23 protein-coding genes and 4 pseudogenes are annotated in these 25,765 nt (G+C 59.6%); 20 read left to right on the top strand and 7 right to left on the bottom strand.

Going from position 1 to position 25,765, the window contains the following annotated elements:
- From MKI86_RS22195 to MKI86_RS22185, 3 genes are all read left to right on the top strand, one after another.
- Positions 1-159: type II toxin-antitoxin system RelE/ParE family toxin (locus MKI86_RS22195; protein WP_241605423.1), on the top strand; the 159-nt coding region annotated here is incomplete at its 5' end.
- A gap of 383 nt (positions 160-542) precedes the next feature.
- Positions 543-1,208, top strand: a complete 666-nt coding sequence (locus MKI86_RS22190) for an HAD family hydrolase (RefSeq protein WP_241605410.1) — start codon at positions 543-545, stop codon at positions 1,206-1,208.
- A 14-nt stretch (positions 1,209-1,222) separates the two neighbouring features.
- A complete protein-coding gene (locus MKI86_RS22185) occupies positions 1,223-1,831 on the top strand; it encodes an amino acid ABC transporter substrate-binding protein (RefSeq protein ID WP_241605421.1) in 609 nt (202 codons plus the stop codon).
- On the opposite strand, the pseudogene MKI86_RS22180 reads toward MKI86_RS22185, so the two are convergent.
- Positions 1,791-1,924, bottom strand: a pseudogene (locus MKI86_RS22180) (IS6 family transposase); the annotation flags it as partial. The gene MKI86_RS22185 and the pseudogene MKI86_RS22180 sit on opposite strands and share 41 nt — an antisense overlap.
- A 114-nt stretch (positions 1,925-2,038) precedes the next feature.
- A complete protein-coding gene (locus MKI86_RS22175) occupies positions 2,039-2,542 on the bottom strand; it encodes a hypothetical protein (protein ID WP_241605408.1) in 504 nt (167 codons plus the stop codon).
- Positions 2,543-3,102: 560 nt separating this feature from the next.
- Between MKI86_RS22175 and MKI86_RS22170 the strand changes: the two genes are divergently transcribed.
- The 15 genes and pseudogenes from MKI86_RS22170 (at position 3,103) to MKI86_RS22100 (ending at position 17,714) form a co-directional block, all read left to right on the top strand.
- Positions 3,103-3,513: a hypothetical protein gene (locus MKI86_RS22170; protein WP_241605406.1), complete on the top strand. Its 411-nt coding sequence runs from the start codon at positions 3,103-3,105 to the stop codon at positions 3,511-3,513.
- 23 nt (positions 3,514-3,536) lie between these two features.
- The gene (locus MKI86_RS22165; RefSeq protein ID WP_241605404.1) at positions 3,537-3,899 is read left to right on the top strand and encodes a hypothetical protein; all 363 of its coding nucleotides are present in this window, start codon (positions 3,537-3,539) and stop codon (positions 3,897-3,899) included.
- A 172-nt stretch (positions 3,900-4,071) separates the two neighbouring features.
- Positions 4,072-4,572, top strand: coding sequence for a hypothetical protein (locus MKI86_RS22160; RefSeq protein ID WP_241605402.1), 501 nt, complete (start codon positions 4,072-4,074; stop codon positions 4,570-4,572).
- A gap of 331 nt (positions 4,573-4,903) precedes the next feature.
- Positions 4,904-5,131 carry a hypothetical protein gene (locus MKI86_RS22155; protein ID WP_241605401.1) on the top strand — a complete coding sequence of 76 codons (228 nt, stop codon included), beginning with the start codon at positions 4,904-4,906 and terminating at the stop codon, positions 5,129-5,131.
- A gap of 1,281 nt (positions 5,132-6,412) precedes the next feature.
- On the top strand, positions 6,413-7,741 hold the full coding sequence (locus MKI86_RS22150) for an ABC transporter substrate-binding protein (RefSeq protein ID WP_241605399.1): 1,329 nt from the start codon (positions 6,413-6,415) through the stop codon (positions 7,739-7,741).
- A gap of 11 nt (positions 7,742-7,752) precedes the next feature.
- Positions 7,753-9,654: an ATP-binding protein gene (locus MKI86_RS22145; protein ID WP_241605397.1), complete on the top strand. Its 1,902-nt coding sequence runs from the start codon at positions 7,753-7,755 to the stop codon at positions 9,652-9,654.
- Complete coding sequence (locus tag MKI86_RS22140) at positions 9,651-10,976, top strand: sigma-54-dependent transcriptional regulator (RefSeq protein WP_241605395.1); 1,326 nt, start codon at positions 9,651-9,653, stop codon at positions 10,974-10,976. The genes MKI86_RS22145 and MKI86_RS22140 overlap by 4 nt, the downstream gene beginning before the upstream one ends.
- Before the next feature lie 159 nt (positions 10,977-11,135).
- The gene (locus MKI86_RS22135) at positions 11,136-12,455 is read left to right on the top strand and encodes an ABC transporter substrate-binding protein (RefSeq protein WP_241605393.1); all 1,320 of its coding nucleotides are present in this window, start codon (positions 11,136-11,138) and stop codon (positions 12,453-12,455) included.
- Between the two features lie 109 nt (positions 12,456-12,564).
- A complete protein-coding gene (locus MKI86_RS22130) occupies positions 12,565-14,277 on the top strand; it encodes an ABC transporter permease (protein WP_241605391.1) in 1,713 nt (570 codons plus the stop codon).
- Positions 14,278-14,294: 17 nt separating this feature from the next.
- Positions 14,295-15,395 carry an ABC transporter ATP-binding protein gene (locus MKI86_RS22125; RefSeq protein ID WP_241605389.1) on the top strand — a complete coding sequence of 367 codons (1,101 nt, stop codon included), beginning with the start codon at positions 14,295-14,297 and terminating at the stop codon, positions 15,393-15,395.
- Positions 15,301-16,110: pseudogene (locus MKI86_RS22120) on the top strand (histidine phosphatase family protein). The gene MKI86_RS22125 and the pseudogene MKI86_RS22120 overlap by 95 nt, the downstream one beginning before the upstream one ends.
- 267 nt (positions 16,111-16,377) lie before the next feature.
- Complete coding sequence (locus tag MKI86_RS22115; protein WP_241605387.1) at positions 16,378-16,632, top strand: FitA-like ribbon-helix-helix domain-containing protein; 255 nt, start codon at positions 16,378-16,380, stop codon at positions 16,630-16,632.
- The gene (locus MKI86_RS22110; RefSeq protein WP_241605385.1) at positions 16,629-17,048 is read left to right on the top strand and encodes a type II toxin-antitoxin system VapC family toxin; all 420 of its coding nucleotides are present in this window, start codon (positions 16,629-16,631) and stop codon (positions 17,046-17,048) included. The genes MKI86_RS22115 and MKI86_RS22110 overlap by 4 nt, the downstream gene beginning before the upstream one ends.
- Positions 17,049-17,166: 118 nt before the next feature.
- On the top strand, positions 17,167-17,421 hold the full coding sequence (locus MKI86_RS22105; RefSeq protein WP_241605383.1) for a type II toxin-antitoxin system ParD family antitoxin: 255 nt from the start codon (positions 17,167-17,169) through the stop codon (positions 17,419-17,421).
- Positions 17,421-17,714 (top strand): type II toxin-antitoxin system RelE/ParE family toxin, encoded by a 294-nt coding sequence (locus MKI86_RS22100; protein WP_241605381.1) that lies wholly within the window; start codon positions 17,421-17,423, stop codon positions 17,712-17,714. The genes MKI86_RS22105 and MKI86_RS22100 overlap by 1 nt, the downstream gene beginning before the upstream one ends.
- Before the next feature lie 167 nt (positions 17,715-17,881).
- Here MKI86_RS22100 and MKI86_RS22095 read toward each other — a convergent pair whose 3' ends face one another.
- From MKI86_RS22095 to MKI86_RS22085, 3 genes are all read right to left on the bottom strand, one after another.
- A complete protein-coding gene (locus MKI86_RS22095; protein ID WP_241605379.1) occupies positions 17,882-18,403 on the bottom strand; it encodes a GNAT family N-acetyltransferase in 522 nt (173 codons plus the stop codon).
- Positions 18,404-18,619: 216 nt separating this feature from the next.
- Complete coding sequence (locus MKI86_RS22090; RefSeq protein WP_241605377.1) at positions 18,620-19,681, bottom strand: ATP-binding protein; 1,062 nt, start codon at positions 19,679-19,681, stop codon at positions 18,620-18,622.
- A complete protein-coding gene (locus tag MKI86_RS22085) occupies positions 19,678-20,367 on the bottom strand; it encodes a response regulator (protein ID WP_241605375.1) in 690 nt (229 codons plus the stop codon). Before MKI86_RS22085 ends, MKI86_RS22090 begins: the two co-directional genes overlap by 4 nt.
- A gap of 161 nt (positions 20,368-20,528) precedes the next feature.
- Between MKI86_RS22085 and MKI86_RS22080 the strand changes: the two genes are divergently transcribed.
- Together MKI86_RS22080 and MKI86_RS22075 are read left to right on the top strand one after the other, a co-directional pair.
- Positions 20,529-21,692 (top strand): efflux RND transporter periplasmic adaptor subunit, encoded by a 1,164-nt coding sequence (locus tag MKI86_RS22080; protein WP_241605419.1) that lies wholly within the window; start codon positions 20,529-20,531, stop codon positions 21,690-21,692.
- Positions 21,693-21,702: 10 nt separating this feature from the next.
- Positions 21,703-24,816, top strand: coding sequence for a multidrug efflux RND transporter permease subunit (locus MKI86_RS22075; protein ID WP_241605373.1), 3,114 nt, complete (start codon positions 21,703-21,705; stop codon positions 24,814-24,816).
- Positions 24,817-25,011: 195 nt separating this feature from the next.
- On the opposite strand, the pseudogene MKI86_RS22070 reads toward MKI86_RS22075, so the two are convergent.
- Positions 25,012-25,484 (bottom strand): annotated as a pseudogene (locus tag MKI86_RS22070) (bifunctional methylenetetrahydrofolate dehydrogenase/methenyltetrahydrofolate cyclohydrolase); the annotation flags it as partial.
- A pseudogene (locus MKI86_RS22065) lies at positions 25,466-25,699 on the bottom strand (IS6 family transposase); the annotation flags it as partial. The pseudogenes MKI86_RS22065 and MKI86_RS22070, both read right to left, overlap by 19 nt.
- Positions 25,700-25,765: the final 66 nt, after the last annotated feature.

The following is a 25,765-nucleotide window of genomic DNA, read 5'->3' as shown; positions in this document are numbered from 1 at the left end:
CCTGCCAGTGGGCGCGTGGGTAGAATTGCGGGGACACGCGAACTTGTCATCAATGGTACGCCTTACGTCGCCGCCTACGCGATCACTGAGACAACAGTTCGAATTCTTCGCGTACTCCATGGCGCGCAGGAATGGCCAGAACAGCTGCCGCTAGGCTGATGATTGCGTTCGCCCAGCGGCGACGGTTCGATTCCAGTCAAGGCGAAGACGCCTAAATGGTATTTTCTTGAGCCATATGCGGCTCGTGCGTCACGACCGCTTAGCTCCTTCGTTCCCGTCATTGCGACATTCTTGGCTTCAAGCTGAAAGCAGACATCTAAGCTCGGTGTGAGGACCGGGCTATACCCGTGTCTGGTACGTGCTTCCACCTCAGCCCCGAAACGGGGCAGATGATATTGCAGCGCTAAGGGACAGCTACATAATAGCTATGGTGGCAATCTGAAGAAATTTCCCTAGAGAGGCAGGCAGGTCTCATGGTCTGCACCACTAGCGCCTTGTGTCGGGCATCGAGTTCCGAGATTGAGTTACATGTGGATTTTCTGATGCTGCGACTTTTCGATTTCGACGCCGTCACCTTTGATGTGTATGGGACCCTTATCGACTGGGAACCTTCCATCGTTGCCTTTTTGCGAGAATGGGCCGGGAAGGCCGTCGTAAAGACCGAAGGCGAAGAGCTGATCATGGCCTTCGATCGTGCAAGGGCGGATATACAGAAGGAACGGCCGGCGCATCTGTACCCCGAGGTGCTGCGTCGCTGCTTCGATCGCATCTCCGCCAAATACAACGTGCCGGTGGATGCCACGCAACGGGAAGCCTTTTCAAGAACGCCGCATGACTGGCCGGCATATTCCGACGCCTCGGAAGGGTTGAAGGTTGTGCAGGCGCGGGCGAAAATCGGCGCGCTCTCGAACATCGATAACGTTTCGCTTTCGTCCTCCTGCGCGAAGATAGACATACGGTTCGATATCGTCGTCACGGCAGAAAGGGTGGGCGCCTACAAGCTTGCTCAGGAGCATTTTGATACGGCTATAGCCGACCTGGACGCGCTCGGCATCCTGCCCAGCGATGCGGTGATCGACCGGATAAGGAGAAGAACGCAATCTCGATCAGTTACCGCGAGGCGTCGATTCCCTTTTCCTACGTTAACAAAGAGGGCCAGCCGGTCGGCTATTCGACCGACCTCTGCAGGTAGGTCGCCGAAACGGTGAAGACGGCGCTGGAGATGCCGGAGCTGAAGGTCGCGTGGGTGCCGGTCAATCTTCGGAACCGGATTCCGCTGGTCGCGAATGGCACCGTCGATATCTCCTGTGAATCGGCCGTCAATACGATCGGGCGGCAGTCGCAGGTCGACTTTTCGAACCCGTTCTTCATTTCGCACACCCGCTTTCTGGTGAAGGACGGCTCGGGGATAGCCGAACTCACCGACCTTGACGGCAAGTCGATTGCGTTATCGATCAATTCCGTTCCTGAGCGGCTGATCAAGTCCCTGCTCGAAAGAGATAACCTCAATGTGCGGATCGTCCCCGTGAAGGACAATTCCGAAGGTTTCCTCGTGCTTCAGACCGGTCGCGCGGATGCATTCTCGACCGACGATATCCTGCTGTTCGGGCTGAAAAACAAGGCGGTCGATCCCACGGCGTATGAAGTCGTCGGAAAACCGCTATCCTACGACAGCTACGGTTTTCTGGTGCAGAAGAACAGCACCGTCTTTCTCACTATCGTGAATGCCACACTAGCGCGGCTATCGCGCGATGGTGAGCAGAGCCTCACTGTCTGGTCAGAGACGATGATCCACGAGCTGCCAACATATCAGCGACCATGCGCAGATTGAGCGGAAACCGGAAATAGAGTCAAACTGCATGGGTAATGACGTCGGCTGGAAATCGGTGGCGACGATAACCGGCTCACGGGCAAGTCTGGTCATGCTGCCAGATCCCACATTTTGCTCGACGCCCGGTTAACGTTGCAGTGCCCTTGAAGATGATGCAGGTCTGTGCCGGCGCAACGCTTAGCGGAACGCCGGTTCAGTTGTACCCGGTCAGAGATTGTTCTCGAGAACCTTTGTAAGCGCCGCCACGCGGGCGTCGATGTCATCGACATTTGTATAGGGCTTCCAGTTCACCCTTAGTGTTCCATCCGCGAAGGTGATGCCATCCTCATAGTTGGACACGGGCGCAGTGGCTTCATCGTAGGATATGATAACGGATTTCAGGTTCGCCTGAAGCGCGTCTTTTCCCATCGCATCGGATGAGATGGCTGAGAACGCCTTAATGATCGGGTCGATGATCGGTTTGCGCAGATAATCGTCGAGGGCGTAAGAATCCGCATAGCCCTTAATCGCGAGGCTGTTAGCGTCGAGCGAAACAGCGACAGGAAAACCCGCGGCATCTTGGATCTGCTTCTCCAGCGACGGCCACACATCCTTCGAGTACGCTGCCATCGCTCTCCGCTCAGTAAGCCCGCCTTCGCTCTGTGCCTGAGAGGCTACAGGAAGCATGAGCAGAGCCGTCGCGAGTATTACCATCCTCGGATATTTGGGCATTCCATGTCCTCATTCATTCAAATGCTGTGCCCACGCTTTCGACGCAGCGCACTTTTAATGCGTCCCGCGATACGACCATCGGGCGATGACGATATGCTGAACACACCCTATACGGCCGAAATCACTCGTTTATTCTCGGTTGACGTGTTTCTGCAACTGCTTCCTTGCGGAACTGGCGCCAACGGAGAAACCGAAACGACTGTCCAAGAGGTTGAATACAGTCATTAGGGCATAAACATTCCGCTGCGATCAGACGAGCGCTGGGCCGCACACTCTCCGGAAACTCGCGATGCCTCAGCAGTGGGTTCTGCTCACATGGAAAATAAGAGCACCGCGAAAACTGATACGCAACTATAGCGGTAAGCATGGCAGGCGCTGAATGTCTAAAACATTGCATTTGCCCAAAATTTAAGCCATAAGCCGCCAGGATTGCAAACATGCGGTCCTAATAGATCCTTAGTGTTCAAAAAACAGAGGGTGAAGCGGGAAAAGCGGACTTATGAAGACGGAGAAGACAACATCGATCTCGCTTCACGAGGCCCAGATATAGGCATCGACACATGAACGAAAAAACTTTTCAAGCGCCCGCTTTTGTCCTTTCGCTTTCGCTGTCGCTTTTGGCCTCTTTGTCGGGCGCTTCTGCGCAAGGCCCAGGGGATTCCGCCTACCTGGAGCGGCGCAACGATCACGGCATAGTTGTATATTGCAGCGGGAAGGGTTTGCTTGACCCGGATGCCGAGCAATTTTTCAAGGTTGGCACGGATGAGATTTTTGGCGAAGTCGAAAACACGCCCGAAGCCGACTTGCATGAACAAATGGGTCGCGATGGGATTTCCTATCTTCAGGGCGAGGAACAGTCACTGGCAGATCTGGCTGAAGCGAACGGCGTCGGCGTCGCTGAGGTCTGCGGCCAATACAAGGCTCAAATAACCCTTGGACGCATGATGGCAAAAAACAAAGCCGGCAAATAATGGATACAGGAAGAAGAAACTCGATGAAAAACCGTTCCCTCGCTTTCTTTTCGGCGGCAATCGTCCCACTCATGATGCTGGCATCGGCCGCATCCGCGGATGAAACGCAACAATTGTACAACTCCTCGAGAAACCAGCTCGGCCTGATCAAATATTGCGTCGAGCAGGGTCACCTGAGAGACGATGCAGTCACGGCCTACCAGAATATCGTAAGCGTTCTGCCCACCCCTGCCAGCACCACGGAAGGTGACGCGTATGAAGAGGAGGGCGCTAAGGGAAACAGCTTTGACGGCAGCTCCGGCGTTTCGATGGAAGCTATCGCAGAGGGAACAGGCATGACGGTTGCCGACCGTTGCGCTTCGTTTGAAGCATTGACGAAGCAATAATGCGCTCTCGCCTGTAGCGAACTGACTTCTAAGGACTCGACGATCACCAGCCGGGACCTTCGTTTTTGGAGCCGGGTCCGGCTTGCGGCAAGGCCGTCATGGTCTCGTTGCTGACTGCAGAAATCTCACCGCTGTAGCCTCCCGTTTCCGAACTCGTCGCTCAAGTGAAAAGATGTCACTACTTTTCTACAGCTTAGTCGTGTTGGCTGTGTCGGCGACGGTCCTGCCACCAGATGCGGCTAATGAATGCATCGCTGAGGATGGCGATGCTGCCTTGTCGCAGCAATCATTCGGCGCGTGGACTCTGTTTCAAGCAAAATGCTCCTGCATGCTGTCTCTACAAGGGGCTGGTGACAGCACGTTTGGCATGCTTGTGGTCAAGGCAACCTCCAGTCAGATAGCGCCGCGATTGTCTGTTATGCTCTCAGTGACACAGGAATTTCCCGACGACGTTGAATACTATCCGATCACCATCAACGGCAAACCCATTGAGGCGGGTGCACAGCCCAAGGACGGCGTTTTCGTTGTGGAATTGGAATGGCATGTCGACTGGTTCGATGAGCTCTCCAAAACGGACACAATCAACGTTGGCCCCAACATCTTCACATCGGACCACTCGAGTAAGGCCGTCTCCGCGTTGCTGACGTGTTATGCGGCACTGCGCGGAACCTGATACGGTCTCGCCTTCCACAAGCTGCCTGGAGTGAACCCCTCGGGTGGGACCAGCGAGGCGCTTCAAACTAAGCCGCCTGCTGGGCGAGTTGGGTTTCAAATTCTGCTGGCGACATGTAGCCAAGGCCCGAGTGTAGCCGCTTGGCATTGTGGATCTCCTCAATTAACCTGGGCAAGCGTTCGGCCACATCCGACGTAGCTCAATTGGTAGACCTCTGCATCGCAGAAGGTTGGGGTTCGAGTCCCCGGTCTTTCCCATTCCTAAGCCCTTCACTTGTCATCGGCGCCAGGCCTTCTATACCCCTCTTCGAACCAACGAAGGGGTCGACGAGATGAGTGGTGACGGCGAACTGACGCAAATCCTGACGTGTGATATCGAGATCCAAATTACCGGCCCGACGGTCGCGGCGAACAACACGCAGGTCGCTGACGTGTTGCGGGTACTCGCGGCCCGAATTGAAAAGGGCGGTTTCGACCTCGGCCATCATGAGGTAACCGATAGGCTCGGAAAGCCGGCGGGCTTCATCTACGTCGATTACTCTGAAGGCGGAGAACGGTAACGCTAAGCCGGAAGTGGGGGGGAATTTCCACAGTTCCATTCTGATCGTAAACGTTCGGCAACCATACGAAAACATGCCCGCAATTATAGCTTGTTCTTAAATTAGGACACTCTACTCTCCTGAGGCGGGCAATGAATGCCTGTTGACGGAGGCTGCCATGTTTAATGGGGAGTTGATCGTTGTCGCGCCTCTCGACCCGGAAGAAGTCGAGAAGCTTCGCGGTCTGGTTAAGTGGTGGTGTGGCGAGTACGGATGTGATCCTGATGGGCGGCTAGCACGCGATCGAGCTCGGAAGATGCTCTTGGCCTATTCCGCTGGTGTCCGCGAGAGGTCGGACCTCCTTGGATTGGTTCGGCCGTTTTGATTGATTAGCTTAAGGGTTTGTTAGTCCTGATTTTCGCCGCTGAACGACCAATCGAGCTCTGACGCGTTACGGTCCCAGATGGGGCATCTGTAACGGGAATCGAGTTTGACTGATTGCGCTTGGACCAAGGCCCTCGACGATGCACGCAGCTATCGGCGAATGTATGAAATTGCAGGGAGCATGCTCAAGGCGACAGATTTGCCAATCGCAGTGAGACGAGCTGCGAAAGCAGCCGTTCGTGAATGATGCCCATAATAGACCTGCCCATAGCGCCGGCCGAAAAGTTGAAGTTGGCGCGCGGCCGCTTCACCAGGCTTCGTTTCGCGCTCAATGAGTCCAAAGCGTGTGACCGCCCGTCAGGCTACAGGCATCCATCTCTACGCCACCGGAGCCGCCAAAAGCCGAAAGAGTGCGGCTATCGAGGCCTCTGATTCCGGCAATCCCGACCCCATACGGCATGGCCGTAACAGGAAGCAACGGGAGCAAATATCCCCGGAGAGACGTGAAAGCCGTCTCGCAGACCCGCCCGGTCAGCCAACCAAGGCGGGCTCTCCTCGTCGCTCACATGATGAGCAAGGGTTTGATGCCGTCATCTAGCGTTTCGATCAGCCATTCTTTTGATTGCCACTGATGGGTTGGATGCCCCTCCCACCGGCATCGCCGTGTGCCAACATGGTGATGCGTAAAGTCACCAACAAAGGAGGAGGCATTTATGGAGGAAGATTAGACTTATGGCAGGGTTCGTGGCTTTTCATACATTTAAGATTTTAATCGGCCAGTCGCCGGATCGTATCCGCTCAAGAGCTTGGATGAGCTTTGGCGTCCGGAGTTTCGGGGTGGACATCAGCCGCGGACGCAGACAAAGTTCTGGAGCTCACCTTGATGCAATCAGACTTTTGACCGGAGGGAAGTCAGCTTTGAACCGGCACGGACATCATCGTGGCGTATTTTGGCTTCTGTCGTTCGCCGTATTTCTCGGTTGTGCACTCAGCAGCGCAAGAGCGGAAGATCTGTCGATCATCACCTCCTATCCGCCGTCCTTCTACGAGCCATTCCAGCGGGCTTTCGAAGCTCGCAATCCTGACGTGCGCGTCACTGTTGTCCAGCGCAACACGGGCAGTGCGAGCCGCTTCATCCTCGAAAAGCCCAAGGTCGCGGCGGATATCTTCTGGGCTTCGGCGACGGATGCCTTCGAGCTTCTGAAGCGCAAAGGGGCCCTGAGGGCTATCCGCCCGCGCCAGACCGGCGCGCCGGAACGCATTCTCGGTTATTCGGTCAACGATCCAGATGGATTCTATCTCGGTTTTGCGCTGTCGGGTTACGGGCTCGTCTATAATGCGGACTATCTCGCGCAATATGGCCTGCCGGTGCCGCAGAACTGGCAAGATCTGCTGAAACCCGCCTATGCCGGTCATATCGGCATCACCTCGCCCTCCCGCTCCGGCACCACGCATCTCATCGTGGAAGCCCTGCTGCAGGCCTATGGCTGGGAGCGGGGATGGGCGCTGCTTTCGGAGCTTGGCGGCAATCTCTCGACGGTCACGGCGCGCAGCTTCGGCGTCGCCTCGGGCGTGGCGCAACGCCGCTTCGGCATCGGCGTCACCATCGATTTCCTGGCGAAGGCGCCGGATGTCGCGGGTGGCGAGAATGTGTTCGCGCTGACGCCGGACCCGATCTACGTGCCGGCCAACATCGCCATTCTCTCGCGGGCGCGCAATGGAGAGGCGGCCGAGCGCTTCGTCGATTTCTTGTTTTCCGCGGAGGGGCAGGGCATCCTGCTGCGGCCGGTCATCAGGCGCATTCCGGTGCGCGCGGAGCTGAATGCCGGCCTGCTGCCGCCCGAAAGCACGGGCGGCCTGCTTGTCGCCAACGGGTTCGATGCGCGACTTTCGGCCGAGCGCTACGGCATCGTCAACCTGATCTTCGATGACTACATCGTTCGTCGACGGGCGATGCTCGCCCGTCTGTGGGCGCGGCTTCGGGAATTCGAAGGCCAGGCGCCGGGTGATGCCGCGCGGCAAAGCACGTTGGCAAGTGTGCGCCGACTGCTGGGCACGCCGCCTCTGTCGGCTGGAGATGTCGAGAAACTGGCCAATGACCTCAAGGGCGAGTGGCCGCGGGGAATTGCCCGCACGGCGGCGCAGCAGACCGTCGCGCGCGACATAAGGGGCGTCGTGGAGCAGAACCTTGCCCGGGCGGAAAGCCTGCTGGTGACGATCTCGACCCCGCCCGGCCGGCGATGGTAGAAGCCGGTGCTATGACCTATGATGGATCACGACGGAAAGGGCCGAGGCGCTGGCGCTTTGGCATCGGCGCGCGCCTCGGTGCGGCTTTCGTCGCGATCGTCGGTCTTGCCGTCGGCGCCAGTCTTGTCGGCTGGCTTTCCTATCGCGAGTTGTCGGGCGAGCTTTCGCGCATTGCCGAAGTGCAGATGCCGCAGCTGGCTTTCGCCTCGCGGCTCTCCAAGGCGGGAGCGGATATCGGCTCGGTTACGGCGGCGCTCACCGGCGCGGAGACACGGGCGGAATATGACGAGACCCGCCGCGTCTATGCCGAGCGGCTGGCCGCCTTGCAGGCATTGCTGGAGGACAACGAGGCCGAACCTTCCGTGCAGAAGCTTCTACCGCTGGCCGCCTCGATCAATGGCAATCTCGCCCGGATCGACCTGGCGGCCGGCAAGCGCTTCACCCTGGCCGAGGCGATGCGCGCGGATGTCGACGAACTGCGCTGGGTGCAGGCCGACCTGATCGAGGAGGCCGATCCGCTGGTTGACGACATCCGTTTCAACATCGAGGCGGAAACACGCAATGGCCGCAGCGCGGCCGCGCTCGGCGAGCAGCGGCGCAGCGAAGCGCTGCTGACCGTGGTGTCGCAGGCCAATCTTGCAACCGGGCTGATCGCCCGGCTCGTCAGCAGCGCGACGGCGGAGGAGGTGCAGGAGGCCAACGCTTTTCTCGGCGACAGCGCGGACGAGCTTGCTGCGCGCCTGGCGACGCTAGAGGGCTGGCCGGACAGTCTGACGGTGCGCCAGCTTGCCCGGCGCATCCTGCAGCAATCCGACCCCGCGACGGGTACACCCAACCGCAAGCGTTCCGAAATGCGCGAGGCGGAGCGGCTCGGTGAACTGGCGAAGGAGAACGGCCGTCTCGTCGCGGCGCTCGGTCAGCGCATCGAGGCGGAAGTGGTGGCCATCGAGGCGAGCGCCGGTGCGGCGGCGCAAAGGGCGGCGGCGGCCATCGATCTCGGGCGGAAGCTGCTTGCGGCCATCGCCGTGCTGGCCGTCGCGCTCGCCGTCGTCATCGGCGTCTGTTATGTGCATCGCAGCCTGCTTGTCCGCATCGACCAGCTCGCCCATGCCGCGACGGCGATCAGCGCGGGCAATCCCGCTGTACCCATCCCGCCGGGCGGCAACGACGAACTGGCGGATCTTGCCCGCGCGCTCACCCTCTTTCGCCAGACGCGCGACGAGCTGGTTCAGTCGGCAAAGCTCGCGGCGCTCGGCCAAATGGCGGCCGGCATCGGCCACGAGCTCAACCAACCGCTGGCGGCAATCCGCGCGCATATCCACAGCGGCTCCACGCTGATCTCGCGCGGCAACAGCGAGCAGGCGCTGAACAACCTGGAGAAGATCCGCGGGCTGACGTCGCGCATGGCCGGGCAGATCAGCCATATCCGCCGCTTCGCGCGCCGGCCGGATGCGAAACTGCAGCCCGTCGATCTTGCGGCCGTCGTGCACGAGGCGTTGAGCCTTCTCGACCATCGTTTCGAGGAGGAGGGCGCGACGCTCGCACTCGTGCTGCCGCCCGATCTGCCGCACGTCATGGCCGAGCCGGTGCGGCTCGAACAGGTCGTGGTGAACCTTGTCGCCAATGCCCTCGATGCCGTGGCGGAGCGGCCCGAAAGGGTGGTGACGGTGACGGCGGTGGGGAGCGGCGAGGGGGCAAGCCTGATCGTCGGCGATACCGGCGCGGGCATTGCTGCTGGGAACCGCGATGCGGTCTTCGATCCCTTCTTCACCACCAAGCCGGTGGGTGCGGGTCTTGGGCTCGGCCTTTCCATTTCCTATAACATCATCAAGGATTTCGGCGCCGATATCGCCGTGATGGAGACCGGACCCCGCGGCACGTCCTTCATCGTGTCCCTGAAAGGAGCGGCATGACCGCATCGATAGACGTCATCCTCGTCGACGACGACGCCAATGTGCTCGACGCCTGCCGTGAGCTTCTGGAGATCGAGGGGTTTCGCGTATCCGCGCACGGTTCCGTTTCGGGGGCGCTGGCGGGGCTTGCGGCCGATAGCGAGGCGGTCGTCGTCTCCGATGTTCGCATGCCCCGGCAGGACGGTTTCGATCTCGTTGCCGCCGTGCAGGGGATCGACAAGGAGATTCCGATCGTGCTGATGACCGGTCACGGCGATATCCCCATGGCGCTGCGCGCGATGCGCGATGGCGTATGGGATTTTCTAGAGAAGCCAGCCGATCCGTTGCATCTCATCGAGACCGTGCGCCGCGCGCGCGACCATCGCGGCCTGCTTATCGAGAACCGGCGCCTACGCCTGTCCATCGCAGCCGACGGCTGGGAGGCGCGGTTGATCGGCCATTCGGCGCCGATGGTGGCGCTGCGCGAGCGGTTGAAGCGCATCGCGGGCGCAGCGACAGATATTCTCGTGCTCGGCGAGACGGGCACTGGCAAGGAGGTGACGGCGCGGGCGTTGCACGATTTCAGCGGCCGCAAGGGCCGCTTCGTCGCGGTCAATTGCGGCGCGATCCCGGAGACCATGCTGGAATCGGAACTGTTCGGCCACGAGGCTGGCGCCTTTACCGGGGCGAAGGACAGGCGCATCGGCAAGATCGAGCATGCCCATGGCGGCACGCTTTTCCTCGACGAGATCGAATCCATGCCGTTGCCCGCACAGGTGCGGCTGCTGCGCGTGCTGCAGGAGCGGGTCATCGAACGGCTGGGCTCAAACGACGAGGTGGCGGTCGACCTCCATGTCGTCGCCGCCACCAAAGCGGATTTGCACCAGCTTGCCCGGCAGGGCAGGTTCCGCGAAGATCTCGCCTACCGGCTCGACATTGCCCGTGTCGAACTGCCTGCGCTTTCGGTTCGCCGGGGCGACGTCGCGCTGCTTTTCCGCCACTTCCTCGATCTGGCTGCCCGCCGGCAGGGCCGCGCAGCCCCGCATGTCGATGCGACCGTGTTGGCCGATCTCGACCGGCGCAGCTGGCCCGGCAATGTGCGTGAATTGCGAAACGTTGCCGAACGCTACGTGCTCGGCCTCGAAGACCTGCCGACGGGCGGCGAAGTGGCCGGCGAGACGCTGGAGGCACGCATTGACCGGGTGGAGCGGGCTATCCTCATAGACAGCCTTGCCGAGCAGGAAGGCCGCATCGGCGTGACGGCGGACATGCTCGGCATCTCGCGCAAGACGCTGTACCTGAAGATGCGCAAGCATGGCCTCGGGGGGGAAGAGGAAGCGTAACGTTACCTTATTGACCCCGGAAACCGGCGGCGATGTTACCTTTCTTTCCCATTTTCCGTGCAGGAACGCTGGAAAACCGGCATTTCCGAAACTGGCACGGGCCTTGCTGATATTCCGATGACCGCCGGAGAGTCGGCGGTGCCATTGGGAGGAAACCATATGCTCAAGACCATTGCCGCGGCGATGCTGATGTCGGCCGCCATGATCGTTACCGTTCAAGCCCAGGACGGCGGAAAAGTCACCGTCATCACGTCCTTCTCCAAGGACGTCACCGATCCCTTCAAGGCCGGCTTCGAGGCCGCCAATCCCGGTTATACGCTCGACGTTCAGAACAAAAGCACGAGCTCGGGCGTCAAGTTCGTCGACGAGACAAAGGGCAACAACCAGGTCGACCTGTTCTGGGCTTCCGCGCCCGATGCCTTCGAGAACCTGAAGAGCCGCGACATGCTGGCCCGGTTTACGCCGTCCGTCACGGGCCTGCCGGAAAAGGTCGGTTCCTATCCGGTCAACGATCCGCAGGGCTACTACTTCGGCTTTGCCGCGTCCGGTTACGGCATCATGTCGAACGACCGCTATCTGGAAGCCAACAATCTGCCGCAGCCGACCGAATGGAGCGACCTCCTGAAGCCGGAATATCACGACCATATCGCCATCGCCGCACCCTCGCGCTCCGGCACGACGCATCTGACGATCGAGACGATCCTGCAGGGCGAGGGCTGGGAAAAGGGCTGGGCGACGCTGACCGGCATCGGCGGCAATCTCCAGCAGGTAACGGAGCGCTCCTTCGGCGTGCCGGATGCGGTCAACTCCGGCCAGACGGGTATCGGCATCGTCATCGACTTCTTCGCCTTTTCCGCCAAGGCGAGCGGCTTCCCGGTCTCGTTCAGCTATCCGTCGATCACGACGGTCGTGCCGGCCAATGTCGGCATCATCGCCAATGCGCCGAACCAGAAGGGCGCCGAAGCCTTCGTTAACTACCTGCTGTCGGAAAAAGGACAGGCCGTTCTGCTCGAACCGGCGATCCGTCGCCTACCGATCAATCCGGCACTCTACAAGAATGCGCCGGAAGGCTTCCCGAACCCCTTCGAGGATCCACGCTTCCAGTCGATGATCGCCTTCGATTCCGAGGTCTCCAAGCAGCGTACGGATGTTGTCGACGCCCTTTACGACCAGCTGATCACCTTCCAACTCGACAATCTGCGCGATGCGACGAAGGCGATCCATGCTGCCGAAGAGGCGCTGGCAGCCAATGACCAGGCCGAAGCGCGCGCGCTGATTGTAGAGGCCCATGGCCTGATGGCCCGCATGCCGGTCTCGGCGGAAGAGGCAGCGACCGACGAAATGCGCGCGGCCTTCACCGGCGGCGAGGAAAAGACGGCCCGTCAGGCCGAACTGGAACAGACCTGGGCGGCCTTTGCGAGCGAGAAATACGCTGCCGCCAAGTCCAAGGCCGAGCAGGCGCTCGACCTGATCGACTGATGTTGCCAGGGCCGCCCGCCGGACCGGCGGCCTCCCCCTCAGCCCTGTCTTCGCTCCTCCCGGCGCCCCTGGCCGCCGGGCCGGCCGATCTCACTCCGGAGACTGCCTCATGGCCTTCGCACTTTCATCCCTTCCTGTCCGGCGCATAAGGGCGCGGCCCGGTCAGGTTATGGCGGTGACGCTGATCGCGCTGTTCCTCGCGATCTTCCTCGTCATCCCCGCCGGAACGGTGATCTACACCGCTTTCACGGAGAAGGGCACCGGCGCGCTCACCGCCGTGAACTTCGTCGATTTTTTCAACACCGATCTCTTCCGCCGCTCCTTCTTCAACTCGGTCTATGTCTCGGCCATGTCCGTGGTCTGGGCGAGCGCCATCGCGCTGCCGCTCGCGGTGCTGACGACGCGCTTCGAGTTCCGCGGCTCGCTGGTCATCCAGACGCTCGGCTTCGTGCCGCTCATCATGCCGCCCTTCGTCGGCGCGGTGGCCATGCAGCTGCTCTTCGGCCGCAATGGTACCGTCAACCTGCTACTCAATGACTGGTTCGGCATCCGCATTCCCTTCATGGAGGGGCTGAACGGCGTCATCTTCGTGCAGTCGCTGCATTACTTCCCCTTCATCCTGATCAACCTCTCCACCAGCTTGCGCAACATTGATCGCTCCATGGAGGAGGCAGCGCAAAACCTCGGCTCTTCCGGCATGCGCCTCTTCCGCCGTATTGTCTTTCCGCTCGCCATGCCCGGCTATCTCGCCGGCGCCTCGCTCGTCTTCGTCAAGGTCTTTGACGATCTGGCGACGCCGCTTCTGCTCAACGTCAAGGACATGCTGGCGCCACAAGCCTACCTGCGCGTCACCTCGGTCGGCCTAACGGATCCGATGGGCTACGTTATCTCGGTCATCCTCATCGTCGTCTCGATATTCGCCATGTGGCTGTCGGCCGTCGCCATGCGCGGCAAGGACTATTCCACCACCCAGCGCGGCGGCGGCGGCCTGTCGCGGCGCAAGCTCGGCCTCGGCGAGAGCATCGTCGCCTACGGCGTCGTCGGTCTCATCTTGCTACTCGTGCTCTCGCCGCATATCGGCCTGTTGATGCTGTCCTTCGCCACGGTCTGGTCCTTCAGCCCGCTGCCGGATGCCGTGACGCTTGCCCATTACGGCCGGGTGTTCGGCGAAAGCTCGATCTACATCAAGAACACGCTGATCTACGCCACGCTCGCCGGCCTCATCGACGTGGTCGTCGGCGGCGCCATCGCCTATCTCGTGCTGCGCACCAAGATCGTCGGCCGCCGCTGGCTCGACTGGGCTGCGACCTCGGCGCTCGCCATTCCCGGCGTCGTGCTCGGCATCGGCTATCTGCGCACCTTCTACGGCGTCTCGCTGCCGGATGGCACGCCGCTCGCCACGCTCTGGATCATGGTCGTTCTGGCGCTCGCGATTCGCCGCCTGCCCTACGCGCTGCGCGCCTGCTACGCGGCGCTGCAGCAAGTGTCGGAATCGCTGGAAGAGGCGGCGGAAAACCTCGGTGCGACCAAGCAGCGGACCATCCGCCGCATCGTGCTGCCTCTGATGACGGGCGGGCTTCTCGCCGGCTTCGTCACCAGCTTCTCGACGGCCGCCGTCGAGCTTTCGGCTACGCTGATGCTCATCCAGAGCAATTCCGACGCGCCGCTTGCCTATGGCCTCTACGTCTTCATGCAATCGCCCGCCGGTCGCGGCCCCGGCGCAGCCCTCGGCGTCATCGCTGTCGTCATGGTCGCGCTCTGCACGCTGATATCCCACTACGTCATCGAGCGCCGCCAGAAAGCGCTCGGCATCGGCAAATGATCCGGGAGGAACGGACTATGACCATCAATATCGACAAGGCTACCCTCGCGGAAAGCCCCGCCAAAGCCATCAGCATTCGCGATGTGAACCTCTATTACGGTTCGCTGCATGTGCTGAAGGACATCAACCTCGAAATCCAGCCCGGCGAGTTCTTCGCCTTCCTCGGCCCGTCCGGCTGCGGGAAGACGACGCTGCTGCGCCTCATCGCCGGGTTCAACCAGGCCGACAACGGTGCCGTCGTTGTCGGCGGCGAGGATGTGCTCGACATGCCGCCGTGGAAGCGCGACATCGGCATGGTGTTCCAGTCCTACGCGCTTTGGCCGCACATGACGGTGGCGCGCAACGTTGCCTTCGGTCTTGAGGAGCGGCGCCTGCCGCGCGCCGACGTGGAAAAGCGCGTGGCCGCGGCCCTTGCGCTGGTCGGTCTGTCGCATCTTGCCGACCGGCGGCCCTCGCAGCTTTCCGGTGGCCAGCAGCAGCGCGTGGCGCTCGCCCGCACTATCGCCATCGAGCCCAAGGTGCTGCTGCTCGACGAGCCGCTGTCGAACCTCGACGCGAAGATGCGCGTGGAGGTGCGGCGGGAGCTGCGCGAACTCCAGCAGCGCCTGAGGCTCACCACGATCTTCGTCACCCACGATCAGGAGGAGGCGAATACGGTCTGCGACCGCATCGCCGTCTTCAATGAAGGTCGCATCCAGCAGGTCGGCACGCCGATGCATCTCTACGAGAAGCCGGCCAACCTCTTCGTCGCCAATTTCCTCGGCACGGCGAACATCCTGGAGGGCAGCGTGCAGGGGGATGGCGCGGTGCGCAGCTTCGAGGTTGCTGGCGGCGGACGCATTCCAGTGCCGTCGGGCGTCGAGGTGCCGGCGAGAGCGAAGCTCGTCTTCCGCCCACAATATGCGACGATCGGCACGGTGGAAGCCGATGCTGTCCCTCTATCCGGCACCATCGCTCATCGCGAATTCCTCGGTGCAACGGTGCGCTACGGCGTGGAGGTCGGTACGGCGACGGTGCTGGTCGATGCACCCTTCCATTCTGGCGACGGCCTGCTTGAGTCTGGGAGCAACACCGTGCTCGGCATCAAGCCGGCGTCGGCGCTGTGGCTTGCTGACTGACAAGACGGCCTTCGCCGCGCCCGCGGCGAAGGCTCCCCATGCAAGAGGACAAAACATGACTGAAACTCTGCCCACCCTCCTCGTCATCCGCCACGGGGAGACCCAATGGAACGTCGCCGGGCGCCTGCAAGGAAGCCGCGATACCCCATTGACCGTCAATGGCATGCGTCAGGCACAGGCCGTGGCCGTGCGGCTTTCGGAAACTGTAACGAGCCTTAAAGATGCGGCTTTCTGGGTCAGCCCTCTCGGTCGCGCCCGGCAGACGGCCTCTATCCTCGCCGATCTCTAGTCGCGGCCTTTCGAGCATTTCGTGGAGGAGCCGCTGCTTGCCGAGCGTTGCTACGGTGTATGGGAAGGGCGCCTGCATGGTGAAATCGAGCGGGATCTGCCCGATCAGTACAATGCGCACGCCACCGAGCCGTGGGATTACTCGATGCCCGGCGGCGAGAGTCGAACAGCGCTGACAGGCCGGCTGCGCGCATGGCTTCGCACGCTTGATCCTAAACGCCCGCATATTGCCATCACCCACAGCGGCTGCCTGCGCGCGTTGCGCGGCATCTACACGGAAGCGCTACCGGTAGACATCCTCGCCTATCGGGAACCTCAGACCTCGGCGTTTTTTCTGAATGGGGGCTCGGAGTGCATGCTGAGCGTGCCCGCGGCAACCCTGCGTGCCTTCGGTTGCGACGGTGAGGGGCGAACTGTTTGGATCTAGGTTAGACGAGAGGAGTCGTGTTTCGTTTGCCACCAGTCATTCAAGGGATGGTGGGTTGAAATTCGTATGCAAGTGGTGGGAAGAGGCGCAGCTTTTCGACGAAACCGCAGCATTATCAGTGATTTATGCCGGTAACTGGTTCGGGTCTCATAAAGGCGTGACATCTAAACAGACTGGATGCCCTGCCTAGTTCATGAGCCTCTTGAAGTTTTTAGGCGCTTTGCATATTTTGATATCAAAGACATCATTTATATAGAGGTGATATCAATGCCGGCAGTTACCATTCGAAACCTCTCTGACGAAACACATCGTGCTCTGCGGGTACGAGCGGCTCATCATGGCCGGAGCACCGAGGCCGAAATCCGTGACATTATTGAAGCCGCTGTTCGTCCTCATGAACGGGTTAAGCTCGGTTCGTTGCTGACGGCTATTGGTCGGGAAGCTGAGGTTTCCGATAGCGACATTGAAGCCTTGCAGAAAAGCCGCGACAAGACACCTGCTGAACCGATGACATTCGAATGATCTTGCTGGACACCAATCTTATATCCGAGCCTTGGAAGCCCGTTCCTGATCAGGCAGTAATCGCCTGGTTGGACGCTCAAGCTATCGAAACGCTGTTCCTCTCCGCAATAACGATCGCCGAACTTCGCTTCGGGATCGCTGCCATGCCGTTAGGGAAACGGCAAACCGTGCTTCGCGATCGCCTTGAGGGCGAAGTGCTGCCCCACTTTTCCGAGCGCATCCTGTCTTTCGATCTGGCTGCTTCTCAGTCTTATTCCGAACTGATGGCGCGTGCTCGAATATCTGGGAAAGCGATCGGCACTGCTGATGGTTACATTGCAGCCACCGCGGCAGCAAACGGCCTTGCGATCGCAACTCGCGACACGCGCCCTTTTGAGGCTGCTGGGCTAAAAGTTATAAACCCCTGGTCCACATAACGACAGAATGTATGTAGGTGTGCTGAGTACGTATCCCATCAAGAGCCTGCCGCACGGCAACCAATAGTTTGACAAACTTTGCCATTGGCGGATATCGTTACTCATCAAGGAGATTCAAATGGCGACGATGAACGTATCCCTGCCGGACCCCATGAAAGATTGGGTTGAAGCCCAAGCTAAGAGCGGTCGGTATTCGAATGCGAGCGATTACGTCAGAGACTTGATCCGCAGAGATCAGACCCGTACCGACAAGATTGCCGAGATGCAGCGGTTTGTCGATGACGGAATTAGAAGCGGTGTTGGGAGCCGTTCAGCAGACGAGCTGTTTGCTGCAGCCACCACGCGAGCCGAGATCAGCCGCGGACGTGCCTGATGCCATTCATCCTATCGGTCCAAGCGGAAGAGGATGTAATCTCAATTGCGGAAGAAGGCATTCGCATCTTCGGAGCATTGGTTGCTAAGCGATATCATGATGAGCTCTTCAATTTGTTTGCGCTAATTGCCAGCAATCCACGAATGGCGCGTGAGCGCCATGAGATTTCTCCGCCTGTTAGGATCCATCCCTTCAAGGCACACCTTATAGTTTATCGCATCAAAGAGGACGGAAGCGTCTTTGTGATCCGTATCAGGCATAGCCACGAGGATTGGGCAGCAGATTCGCTCTAGTCAATTGTTTTGTCGAGTTCATCACTTGCTGGCCATAAGTTCGAACCTCATCAAGGCGATACGCGCGTGGGACTCGACAGAATTACGCCATCAAACCTGCGCTTGAGCTGACCATCGCGACTTCCCGCTGCAGCCGGTCGTTTGCAATGGGTCAGATCGATTGCGGCTTACTGAATAACCTTCTCGAACAGAAACCCTTCGTCATCCGGAAGATCATTCGACGCGGGATGATGTGGGTCCGGGTACTTGGCGTGATGAAACGCGATGATCTTGAAGCCACATTTGTTGACGTAGAAGTGGATGTTCCTCTTCTCGAAATAGGGTGTATGGGTTCGCCACGTGATTGTCTTCGGATAACGGGCTTCGATCGCAAGCCAGGCTTTGTGACCCAGACCCTGCCCATGCTCGCCAACCTTCAGGAAAAATAGATCCAGCGTATTGTGATGCGTGTTCTCATCGATGGTCACAACTGCGCCACCGATCTTCTCGTCGTCTGAGAGAATACGCAGTGCAACAGCTCCAGGGGCGGCGATAGAGCTGTCGAGGTCCTCGTCCGAAGGTATTGGGCCATCGGGCAGCGCTCCGTATTCATCGATGACAGCAACAGAAAATGCCTCCTGGAGCTCTTTCTTGAAGTCCAGGAGATCATCCTGATCTGCAACGGCCAGGCTGACAGTTTGTATGGTCATAACGTTTCTCCAACGGCTTATCGAACGCGGGGCCGGATTCGGTGCCCATAAGTGCGCTTTCCCTAATCCCGAGCACAGCATCTGGTTGGGCTTGGGATGACTGAGTTAGCAAGCCAAGTTTGAGGGTTCGTGGAGGGCGTGTGGAGACTATGTGGAGACGACCGGCGAAGTTGAACGAGCCGCAGAATCTGTGAGGAAGCGGCAATGAACGGTACGTCAAGAGACTGCCTCGCCAAGAACCATCTCGAACATGGCGCCGCCTCTGTCAGATTTTGTATATTGGACTTTGCCGCCGTGAGCCTCAACGATCGCACGGACGACGGATAGACCCAGACCATTGCCGCCCTTTTCCAACGAGCCGGACTCTCCGCCTCTTCGGAAAGGTTCGAACGCAGAAGCGGCGATGTCGGGGGCAAGGCCCGGACCTTCGTCAGCGACACGCAGGATCACTTCGTTCCTCTCCACGCAAAGGCTGATTTCGATGAGGCCTCGTTGCGCGTATCGGCGCGCATTTGTAACCAGGGCAAGAAGCACCTGCCGGATCCGCATCGCATCGACCCGGACCGTGACATCGCAAAGGTCGAGGTTAAGCTCGAAGCCGTCCTGTTGCAGTTCCTGGTCCAGCACCGCAGCAAGTCTCACGATCTCGTCCTTGAGACGAACAGGCTGAAGGCGAAGATCGAGGTGACCACTGTCAGCGAGGGTCACCGTTCGCAGGTCCTCCACCAGCCTTGCCAATGAATCGACCTGCAGCACGAGGGCATTAAGCGACTTTTCATCGGGCTCGAAGACGCCATCAATCATGCCCTGGAGTCGCCCCTTGAGGATGGTCAAAGGTGTACGCAGTTCATGGGCGATCGTCGCATTCCAGAGTGTCATGTCCGAGGCCATGTCCTGCAGACGCTGGGCCATGGCGTTGAAGTCTTCGACAAGAAGGGCCGTCTCCCCCAGAGAGTGATCGCCGGGGATGGCGCGAGCCGAAAGATCTCCGCCTTTGATCTGCCGCGCGCTTATCGCCAATGATTCCAACGGTTCGAGGATGCGGCGCGCCAATCGGATCGATGCGATCGCCGCGACGATCAGCGCGATTAAGATGAGAATGGCCAGAGTAATGAAATCGAAGCCCGTCAGCCAATTATCAGTGTCTTCAGACCAAGGAGAAAAATAGAAGAGAATGGTGAAGGCGAGATAGGTTCCAAAGAAGACCAACAGGCCGGCCGCCAGGGTGACCGAGGCCATGGCGAGCAATATCTGCCGACTGAGCCCCTTCACGATCATGGATCGACCCCAAGTCGGTAGCCGACGCCTCGAATGCTGATCAACAAGTCTTCGCCTCCCGCCTGTTCGAGCTTCTTGCGCAGCTTGCTCATATGACTGTCGATCGTTCGATCCAGCGCATCAGAGCCCGGCAGGCAGGCGTCAACAAGTTCGGCTCGCGAGAACACCTTGGTGGGTGTCCGAGCAAGATGGGCCAGAAGCCTGAATTCCGACAGCGTGAGAGGTACGGTCACGAGCCCGTCATCCTTCTCAATCTTGACCTGATAGCTATCGAGATCGATTGCTAGGTTTCCGACGCGGATCACTGCGCCCGACTGGCTGAGACCCGCGCGACGTAATACGGCCTTGGCTCGCGCGACGACCTCGATCGGATTGAAAGGTTTGACGATATAGTCGTCGGCGCCGATGCGCAGGCCCTGTAACCGATCAACATCCTCATCAAGTGCCGTGATCATTATGACAGGTGTGCGGCCTCGTCTCTGGATCTCGGCGAGAAGCTCCCAGCCATCCAGGCGCGGCATGGTGATATCAGCCAAGACGATGTCGGGTTTCAACGACCGGTGCAGATCAAGCGCAACCTGCCCGTCGCGGGCATGCACGGTGCGGAAGCCTTCGCGGGCAAAGTACGCCTCAAGGATGCCGGCAATCTCCGCATCGTCCTCAGCTATCAAAACAAGTTCAGCCATGATCATCGCACTCCTTGCAACTTACATGGCACCGAACAGTCCATCCGTCGAGCGGCCGTGGCCCGCCTCCATAAGATCGCAACACAACCTCCACAATCCGCCAATGGAAGGCTCTTAGAGCGTCACCATCGATACTCCCTCACGAGATGACGGTGACACAGATGCAAAATGTCGCGCGGTTTTGGATTTTCTGCATGCTATGCGTGCCGTTATTGCTGCTGCTTGCTTGCTGCACTGAGCAGGATGTTGAAGCGAATGCAGCGGCCGAACCGAAGCCCGTGCGGGTCGGCGTAATGACGGCGCAGCCGCAAGCCGTGACGGTCTATGACGAGCTGCCAGGGCGTGTCAGTGCCTTTCGCACGGCCGAGATTCGGCCGCAGGTCAGCGGGATCATTCAAAAGAAGCTCTTTCAAGAGGGCTCTTTCGTAGGCGCAGATGTGCCGCTCTTCCAGATCGATCCATCGCCCTTTGAGGCCGACGTCGATGCCGCCTCCGCCGCGCTTTCTCGTGCCGAAGCCGAATTTGTGAATGCAAAGGTGAAGTTCGAGCGCGCTGAGCTTCTCTCCGCACAGAAGATCACCAGTGACGAGGCTCTCAACAATGCGACCGCGACGCTTGCTCAGGCTAAGGCAAGCGTGGCCGAGGCCACGGCCAATCTGACACGGCGAAAGCTGGAATTGTCGAATGCCACAATCCGCAGCCCGATTAGTGGGATGATCGGTCAGTCCTTCATGACAGAAGGCGGCCTCGCCTCCTCTTCCGGGAGCGCGCCGCTTGCTGTCATCCAGCAGATTGATCAGGTCTATGTGGATGTTCGCCAATCCTCGATGAGCCTTGAAAGCCTGCGCGAGACGGCATCGGGTTCCGATGTCGAAGATCCGGAAAAACTGCCGGTCAAGATCAAAACCATTACGGACAAACCCTACGCCCATACGGGCACTATAGTGTTCTCCGATATCTCGGTCGATAGCGCCACAGGGAGTCTGGCGATTCGCATCGTCGTGCCGAACTCCGAGAACCAGTTGATGCCGGGTATGTTCGTGCGCGCACTCGTCCCGCGAGAGGTCCATTCCGCAGCACTTCTTGTGCCTCAAGAGGCCGTCATGCGCGACCTCACCGGAAAGCCTCAACTTGTCATCGTCACCGCCAAAAAGACGAGCGAAAAACGCCTGGTCGAACTGGGGCCGCTTATTGATCGCAACTACCTCGTAAGACGCGGCTTGTCGGCTGGTGAAACTATTGTCGTTCAAGGGCAGGAGAGGGTCCGAAGTGGCCAGCTTTTGGAGACACTACCGGTCCAACCCGCCCCTGATACGCAGAGCTGAGACACTCATCATGCCGCAATATTTCATCGAACGGCCCGTCTTCGCATGGGTTATCGCGATCATGATTGTGATCGCGGGTCTGATCGCCATTCCGCAACTGCCCGTGTCGCGTTATCCGGCAATTGCTCCGCCGAGCGTGTCGATTTACGCGAGCTATCCCGGCGCCACTCCGCAGGTCATCAACGATAGCGTCACCAGTCTGATCGAACGCGAGATTTCCGGTGCAAAGAATGTGCTTTACTTCGACTCGTCTGCTGACTCCTCAGGATCGACAACCGTCACCGTCACCTTCAAGCCGGGCACGGACGCTGAACTGGCCCAGATGGACATCCAGAACAGGCTGAAGGCCGTGGAGCCGCGATTGCCAGAGGCAGTCCGTCGGGCTGGCCTGTCGGTGGAATCGGCTTCGTCAGGGTTCTTGATGATTGTCTCCCTGAAGTCGAAAGACGGCGCCATCGACGCATTGGCGCTTGATGACTATCTCGTGCGCAACATCGCCCCGGAGCTCAAGCGAGTGTCAGGCGTCGGCCGCGTTCAGTCCTTCGGGTCCGAGGCTGCCATGCGGATATGGGTCGATCCGACGCGCTTGCTCGCGCATTCTATTTCGATGGCCGAGGTCACACAGGCGATCCAGTCGCAGAACCTTCAGGTGGCGCCGGGGCGACTTGGAGATGCGCCGACAGTTCCGGGGCAAAAGGTCAGCGTGCCACTCAATGTCAAAGGCCAACTCCAGACCGTCGACGAATTCTCGGACATCGTCATCCGCTCAAATCCGGACGGCTCCCGCCTCATACTGGGTGATATTGCCCGCATCGAGGTTGGATCCCAGTCGTCGAGCTTTGCCATTCTCGACGGCGGAAAGCCTGCCACGGCAGCCGCCATCCAGGTCACACCCGGGGCCAATGCGGTTAGCACATCTAGCGGTGTTCGCGCGCGGATGGCGGAGCTTTCGCTGACCATACCGACTGGGATCGAATATGCGATCTCGTACGACACGGCACCCTTCGTGAAAGTCTCGATCCAGAAAGTGGCGCAGACACTGGCTGAGGCTATGGTGCTCGTCTTTCTCATCATGCTGCTCTTCCTGCAGAAAATCCGGTACACCCTCATTCCGGCCATCGTCGCACCGATAGCGCTGCTCGGCACATTCGCGGTCATGCTGGCATTGGGATATTCCATCAATGTCCTCACGATGTTCGGCATGGTTCTCGCGATCGGGATTATCGTGGACGACGCGATCGTGGTCGTCGAAAACGTCGAGCGACTGATGGCGACGGAAGGTCTGTCCCCCCGTGAGGCGACGCGCAAGGCTATGGGCGAGATCACGGGCGCGGTGATCGGGATCACGCTCGTGTTGACGGCCGTACTTCTTCCTATGGGCTTTGCCTCCGGGTCGGTTGGCGCAATCTATCGTCAGTTCACGGTATCAATGGCCGTATCAGTGGCTTTCTCGGCCTTTCTGGCTCTCAGCCTGACCCCGGCTCTTTGCGCGAGCTTGTTGAAGCCGATAGACCCCGGGCACCGTCAGCGGAACGGGCTTTTTGGCTGGTTCAACAGTAGCTTTGATCGCTTGACCGAGAGCTATTCGGGCTGGGTCGCACGTCTTGTTCAGAGTACGGGTCGGACCATGCTTGTCTATGTCACGATAGTGGGCGCAGTCGCCTATGGTTACGGCACGCTGGCCACGGCATTCGTGCCGGAGGAAGATCAGGGTTCGTTCATGACCTCCATCACACTTCCGGCAGAGGCGACGGCTGAACGCACCCGAGACGTCGTTGATCTCTTGGAAAGACACGTCCAGACACGACCGGATATCGTCAACAACCTGACAATAATGGGTTTCGGTTTCTCGGGTTCAGGCACGAATACAGCTATGTCGTTCACGAGCCTCAAGGACTGGGATAAGCGTTCAGGTAGCGTCGACGACGAGGTGAACTTAGCAACCGAAGCCATGGCTGCCGCACCAGAGGGCGAGATTCTGAGCATGAAACCGCCGGCCATTGACGAACTCGGCACAACCTCGGGATTTGCGCTGAGGCTCCAAGACCGCGCGAACCATGGAGGGACAGCCCTTTCTGTGGCTGCAGCCCAACTCACGCAGCTTGCATCCGAGAACAAGCTGCTGAGCGACGTGCGCGTCGACGGGTTGCCAGACGGTCAGAGTGTTACCCTTGTCGTCGATCGCCAGAAGGCTAGTGCGCTGGGGGTCGCCTACACAACGATTAGCGACACGCTCAGTGGTTCCATTGGCTCGACCTATGTCAACGACTTCCCGCGTGACGGTCGACTGCAACAGGTCATCGTTCAGGCCGAGCCGAAAAGCCGTATGCAGGTCGATGACATCCTTAACCTGCATGTTCGCAGCGATGCGGGTAAGATGGTTCAGCTTTCCGAAATTGTGACAGCAGAATGGTCCACGATCCCGCTGCAGGTGACGCGCTACAATGGATATCCGTCCATAAGCCTGTCGGGTTCGGCAGCAAAGGGTGTTTCGAGCGGTAAAGCCATGGATGAAATTGAGCAATTGGCACTTAAGCTTCCCAAGGGCTTTGCCGTTGAATGGACGGGGCAGTCCCTGCAGGAGCGGCAATCGGGTGCGCAGGCGCCTATGCTCATGGCCTTTTCGTTTCTCATTGTCTTTCTGGTGCTCTCAGCCTTGTACGAAAGCTGGACTATTCCGCTCTCGGTCATGCTGGTGGTCCCACTCGGGATGCTCGGGGCGGTTATCGCCGTTCATCTGCGTGGCCTGGAAAACGATGTCTTCTTCAAGGTCGGCCTGATCACCCTGATCGGCCTTTCCGCGAAAAATGCGGTGTTGATTGTCGAGTTTGCGCGCAAGCGCCAGCGGGACGGGCTGGGGCTTGCCGCAGCCGTCGTCGAAGCCGCGCGCCTGCGTCTGCGCCCCATCGCCATGACCTCGCTCGCCTTTACGCTGGGCGTCGTTCCGCTGGTCATTGCATCAGGTGCAAGCTCGGAAACCCAGAATGCAATTGGGACCGGCCTGTTCGGCGGAATGATTTCCGGAACGGTACTTGCGGTATTATTTGTCCCGGCCTTCTACGTGATCGTAACGCGGTTCACACGCTCGCTCAGACGTTCAAGTGCGCTGTCCGGCAACGGCTAGCCAGCAGGACCGATGCGGCATAACCCCTACGAGATTGTCCGCTTCTTTCGTCCACGAGACAGAAGCGGACAATCGTGTCACGGCGCCATACCAGCAAATCCCGCGAGCAAGTAGCTGTCTCTACGTGTAAATTTGGCGCGAACGCATTGGCAGACGACGGGGTCGGTGGTTCAAGTCCCTTTCAAGAACAAAACCTTAGAGTTTCTGTGGCGTCCCTCCGGCCTTGCGATAGGCGGCAATGACCGTGTTGGCCATGAGCATTGCGATGGTCATCGGGCCGACGCCGCCCGGGACGGGCGTAATGTCGCCCGCTACCTTGGCGCATTCCTCGAACGCGACATCGCCGACCAGGCGGGACCTGCCTTCGCCCTTCTCGGGTGCGGCGACACGGTTGATGCCAACGTCGATGACGGTCGCGCCGGGCTTCACCCAGTCTGCCTTCACCATTTCCGGCCTGCCGACGGCGGCAACCAGAATATCGGCATTGCGGCAGACGCCGGCGAGGTCCTTCGTGCGCGAATGCGCCGTCGTGACCGTCGCATTCGCAGCCAGCCACAGCGCCGAAATGGGCTTGCCGAACAGATTGGAGCGGTCGATCACGACCCCATTCAGGCCAGACAGGTCTCGTCATGGACGCGCCGCACGAAGACCATCGCGCCGACCGGCGTGCCGACGACAGCCGACGAAGTCGATGGGCGAACTTCAGGCCAAAATTTCTCGCCATTCTGCGACGGTCTGAAAAAACACTTCGATCCCACGCTCGGCAAGCTGGTCTTTAACATCGCAGGCTCAGCGGAAACCTATCATAGAGCCATACCGCGTGCGCGATGATCTCGGTGGGAATGCGGTGGCGTCTGAATTGGGCGCACGCATCTTTAGCCATGCCGATAGACTATTGCTTCGATCCGCACCAGCCAGGTAAGACGACGCCTCCCTCTCGACATCACCC

The organism is Shinella sedimenti, assembly GCF_022601905.1.
Lineage (GTDB): Bacteria > Pseudomonadota > Alphaproteobacteria > Rhizobiales > Rhizobiaceae > Shinella > Shinella sedimenti.
The sequence above is the reverse complement of the archived record's forward strand: the minus strand, read 5'-3'. Positions and strand labels throughout refer to the sequence as shown.